We start from the raw sequence: 3,664 nt of genomic DNA, 5'->3' as shown, positions 1-3,664 counted from the left end.
CGCACAAAATTTTTCACAAAAAAAAGGTGGCGCAAAAAAAGGCAAAGAAGATGGCGATGCCACGAAGCCTGTCGGCGTGCTTTAGCCGCCGACGAGGGATAAAAACAGGGAGCGTAGCGACCATGTTTTTTGGGTGGGTTCGCAGATAAGATTTTTTATATAAAAGGTGGCTAGAAAAATCTGCCTCCCTTGTGATTCAAGGGAGGGAGAAAAATACGAGGCTTTGTAAAAAGCCGAGATTTTTTTCGGGTAGGTTAGATGCCGATTGCGAATCTACTGCGGGGTCTAACCTAACTGAAAATTATAGTCGGCTATGCCTCCTTAATTTTCTTCTTCCCTTGACCACAAGGGAAGCTGGTGTTTTTTCCTCGCACAAAATTTTTACAAAAAAAAGGGTGGTTATTGCTAACCACCCTTTTAATTTTTTATGCGCATTATTAAACGCTGATAATAAAGCTATATCGTCATGAACAAATTTCGGAGAAATTTTTTCATCAAATAATTTCCCGATTAAAAATTGACGCCCAACCCCGCGCCGATGAAGAGGGCGAGGGGGCCGGATTTTTGCAATTGGTTGGCGGTGGTGTTTTGGCCGTCGTATTTCACATTGACCAACCCATGAATGTAACGCAGATTAATGTCGCCGTGAAATAAACCATTGTCATATTCAACCGCAACCTCTGGCGCCAACACAAAACCCGCATCGTCCTTCGCCGAACCGCCCGATGATGGGCTGGCAGTGATATCATTGGCAACCAAACCCAGCGTGGTTTTTAATTTGGTTTTGGTGTTATAATCCAACGCGTCCCATGTGTTGGCGTTCATGATTACCGCTGTGTCCGATTCAAAATTCTCGGCGGCGGCCAAGGCATTAACGCCAGCCACTGTTGCATTGGCACCCAATACCTCTGTCCACACGGCTTTGGCAACACCCGCATCACTCTTGGCTTGAAGCACGCTAATTTTTCCATCTTTAAGTGCTGTTGCAATTTGAGTGTCTGTTATTGTTTGTGATGGGGTAGAATTAGTAGTAGCATTAATCGCACACCGACTGGCTGCAATAGGAGCAACCGAGCTGTTATCATTACCGCCACCCAATAATGGACCTAAGTGAGCAGGGTTTATGCTAGTTTGACCTTTTGAATCCGCATAAACCCCAAAACTGCATGCAGTGTTGTTACCGGCGGTGATAGCAGGTGATGTGCCATTAGCAAATGTTACCGCTCCCTGGAGGCTAGCGCCACTACCAGTCGTGCTATAGATTGCATTGTTATCTTTATAAACCGCACCCCCCGCCACTTTGCGGCTTGCCCCGCCATTCACGCCCTTGGCGGTTTGGGTGTCTTTGCTCCATGATACATCGGCCAGGCTCATACCAATCCCCAAACCAACCTTCACACCCCATTCTTTATTTTGGCCAAACGAAAAACGGTAACTGGGGGTAATGGTTAAAATATTATATGGGTTGGTGTAATCCATGCCACCATTCGACCATTTGCTGGTAAAGCCCAAATAATCACCCGAAATGCCAAACCCGGATTTATGGGTCCAACCCAACCTTGCGCCGTAACCAACCGCGCCGTTGGCATTGCCCGTGCCAATGTCATTGCTGTCCCAATTGCTGGCGAAATTAAAAACATAACCCAAATTGGCGGTCAGGTTTATTTTCCCCGCCACCGCGTCAAACAACGGGTTTTTCACGCCCCATGCGCCACCCGATGATTTTTGCCCTACCGCTCCACTGCTTGAGGGCGATGTGGCGGTTTGTGCGTTGGCGGTGGTGGTGGTGAAAACCGCGCTGGATAGCACGGATGTAATTAACAGCGCAAATAATTTTTGCGCTATCGCTTCGCTGTTTGAGCGCGAAGTTATTTTGGTGTGTAATTTATTTGTCATGATGGTTGATTGTTAAAAATTAACCCCCAACCCCGCGCCGATGAAGAGGGCGAGGGGGCCGGATTTTTGCAATTGGTTGGCGGTGGTGTTTTGGCCGTCGTATTTTACATTGGCCAACCCATGAATGTAACGCAGATTAATGTCGCCGTGAAATAACCCATTGTCATATTCAACCGCAATTTCGGGCGCCAACACAAAACCCGCATCGTCCTTCGCCGAACCGCCCGAACCCGAATCGCTGGCGGCGGCCTGAATAACGGGTGTGCAATCTGCGCTGGTCGCCGTTGCGCTGTCCGCCGCGCCATTCCATGTGCCGCCATTGACAAGGCAAGCAACCTCGGGGGCGATGGGACCAAAGTTCACATTAGATGTAGTAGTGCCATTAGCACCACCCATGTCTATCCCTACACCGCTCCCTGAAATATTTAAACTTACGCCATCAGATGATGTAACGCCTCGAGCTATAAGCCAAGTCGCAATCTGCGCGTTGGTAACTATCGTTGTCCTATCATTGCATTTGTTTTTAGCATCAGTAGACCTACTATCGGATGTGTTAATAAATCCATTTTGTGCGTTCATACATGCGCTGGGGGCGGCGGCCAATTGTTGTGCGCTTGTTGCACTAGCACCAGTACCTACCTGATAAAGCGCACCCCCCGCCACTTTGCGGCTTGCCCCCGCATTCACACCCTTGGCGGTTTTGGTTGTGCCCCATGACACATCGGCCAGGCTCATCCCAACCCCCAAACCAACCTTCACACCCCATTCTTTATTTTGGCCAAACGAAAACCGGTAACTGGGGGTAATGGTTAAAATATTATATGGGTTGGTGTAATCCGTGCCACCATTCGACCATTTGCTGGTAAAGCCCAAATAATCGCCCGAAACGCCAAACCCCGATTTATGGGTCCAACCCAACCTTGCGCCGTAACCAACCGCGCCATTGGCCGTGCCCGTGCCAATGTCATTGCCGTCCCAATTGCTGGCGAAATTAAAAACATAACCCAAATTGGCGGTCAGGTTTAATTTCCCCGCCACCGCGTCAAACAGCGGGTTTTTCACGCCCCACGCGCCAGATGAATTGGCGGTTTTTGCGGTTTGTGCAATGGCGGTGGTGGTGTGGGTTGCGCCGGCCAAGATGGTGGCCAGCAATAAAACCGAAGTATTTAACAGGTTGTTTTTTATGGTTTTTTTCATGATTTTGTGCGCTCCTCAATGTTTCGCCAATAAGTTGTTGTGAATTTTCGTTTTTTTTATTATTTACGGCTGTTTTTTTACTATAATTTTTACCTGTCCGCAATAGGCAAATTTGTTTGCTAAAAAAAATCTTGTTGGCGAACCCACCCAAAAAATATCTCCACCGCTGGCGCGGTGTTCGTATTTTTATCCCTCGTCGGCGGCTAAAGCAATGGAGGCAATGTGGCATTTTTGGAACTGAAGTAGTAGCGTAAAAAAATTGCGTAAAGCCTCCCTTGTCTTCAGCAAGGGAGGGATAAAAACAGGGAGCGTCAGCGACCATGTTTTTTGGGTGGGTTCGCCAACGATATTTTAAATTCTTATGGGTTTTTTTATATAGAAATCTTACACGAACCCCCCCTGGTTAAAAATTGCTTTGCAATTTTTAACTCCCCCCTTGCTTAAGCAAGGGGGGCATTGGTGCAATCTTCTAAATCAACCGTTTAAAAATTGAGCCCGATGCCCGCGCCGATGAAAAGGGCGAGGGGGCCGGCCTGGGCGGTGTAACTGGTTTTGCCGCCGGCCTCGTGGC

2 protein-coding genes are annotated in these 3,664 nt (G+C 48.2%); both read right to left on the bottom strand.

All coding sequences use genetic code 11. The features are described 5' to 3' along the window. Nucleotides 1-510 precede the first annotated feature (510 nt). Entirely contained in the window at nucleotides 511-1,896 is a 1,386-nt protein-coding gene (locus QM529_07560) for a hypothetical protein (protein ID MDI9314512.1), read from the bottom strand. Nucleotides 1,897-1,908: 12 nt separating this feature from the next. Beyond that, on the bottom strand, nucleotides 1,909-3,093 hold the full coding sequence (locus QM529_07555; GenBank protein MDI9314511.1) for a hypothetical protein: 1,185 nt from the start codon (nucleotides 3,091-3,093) through the stop codon (nucleotides 1,909-1,911). Between the last annotated feature and the right edge of the window lie 571 nt (nucleotides 3,094-3,664).

It is taken from the genome of Hydrotalea sp., assembly GCA_030054115.1.
Taxonomy (GTDB): Bacteria; Pseudomonadota; Alphaproteobacteria; order JASGCL01; family JASGCL01; genus JASGCL01.
Note: the sequence above shows the minus strand (reverse complement) of the source record. Positions and strands in the feature narration are given on the sequence as shown.

Coding starts and splice junctions, on each gene's coding strand:
- QM529_07560 (MDI9314512.1), bottom strand. CDS start 1,896: ATGACAAATAAATTACACACCAAAATAACTTCGCGCTCAAACAGCGAA.
- QM529_07555 (MDI9314511.1), bottom strand. CDS start 3,093: ATGAAAAAAACCATAAAAAACAACCTGTTAAATACTTCGGTTTTATTG.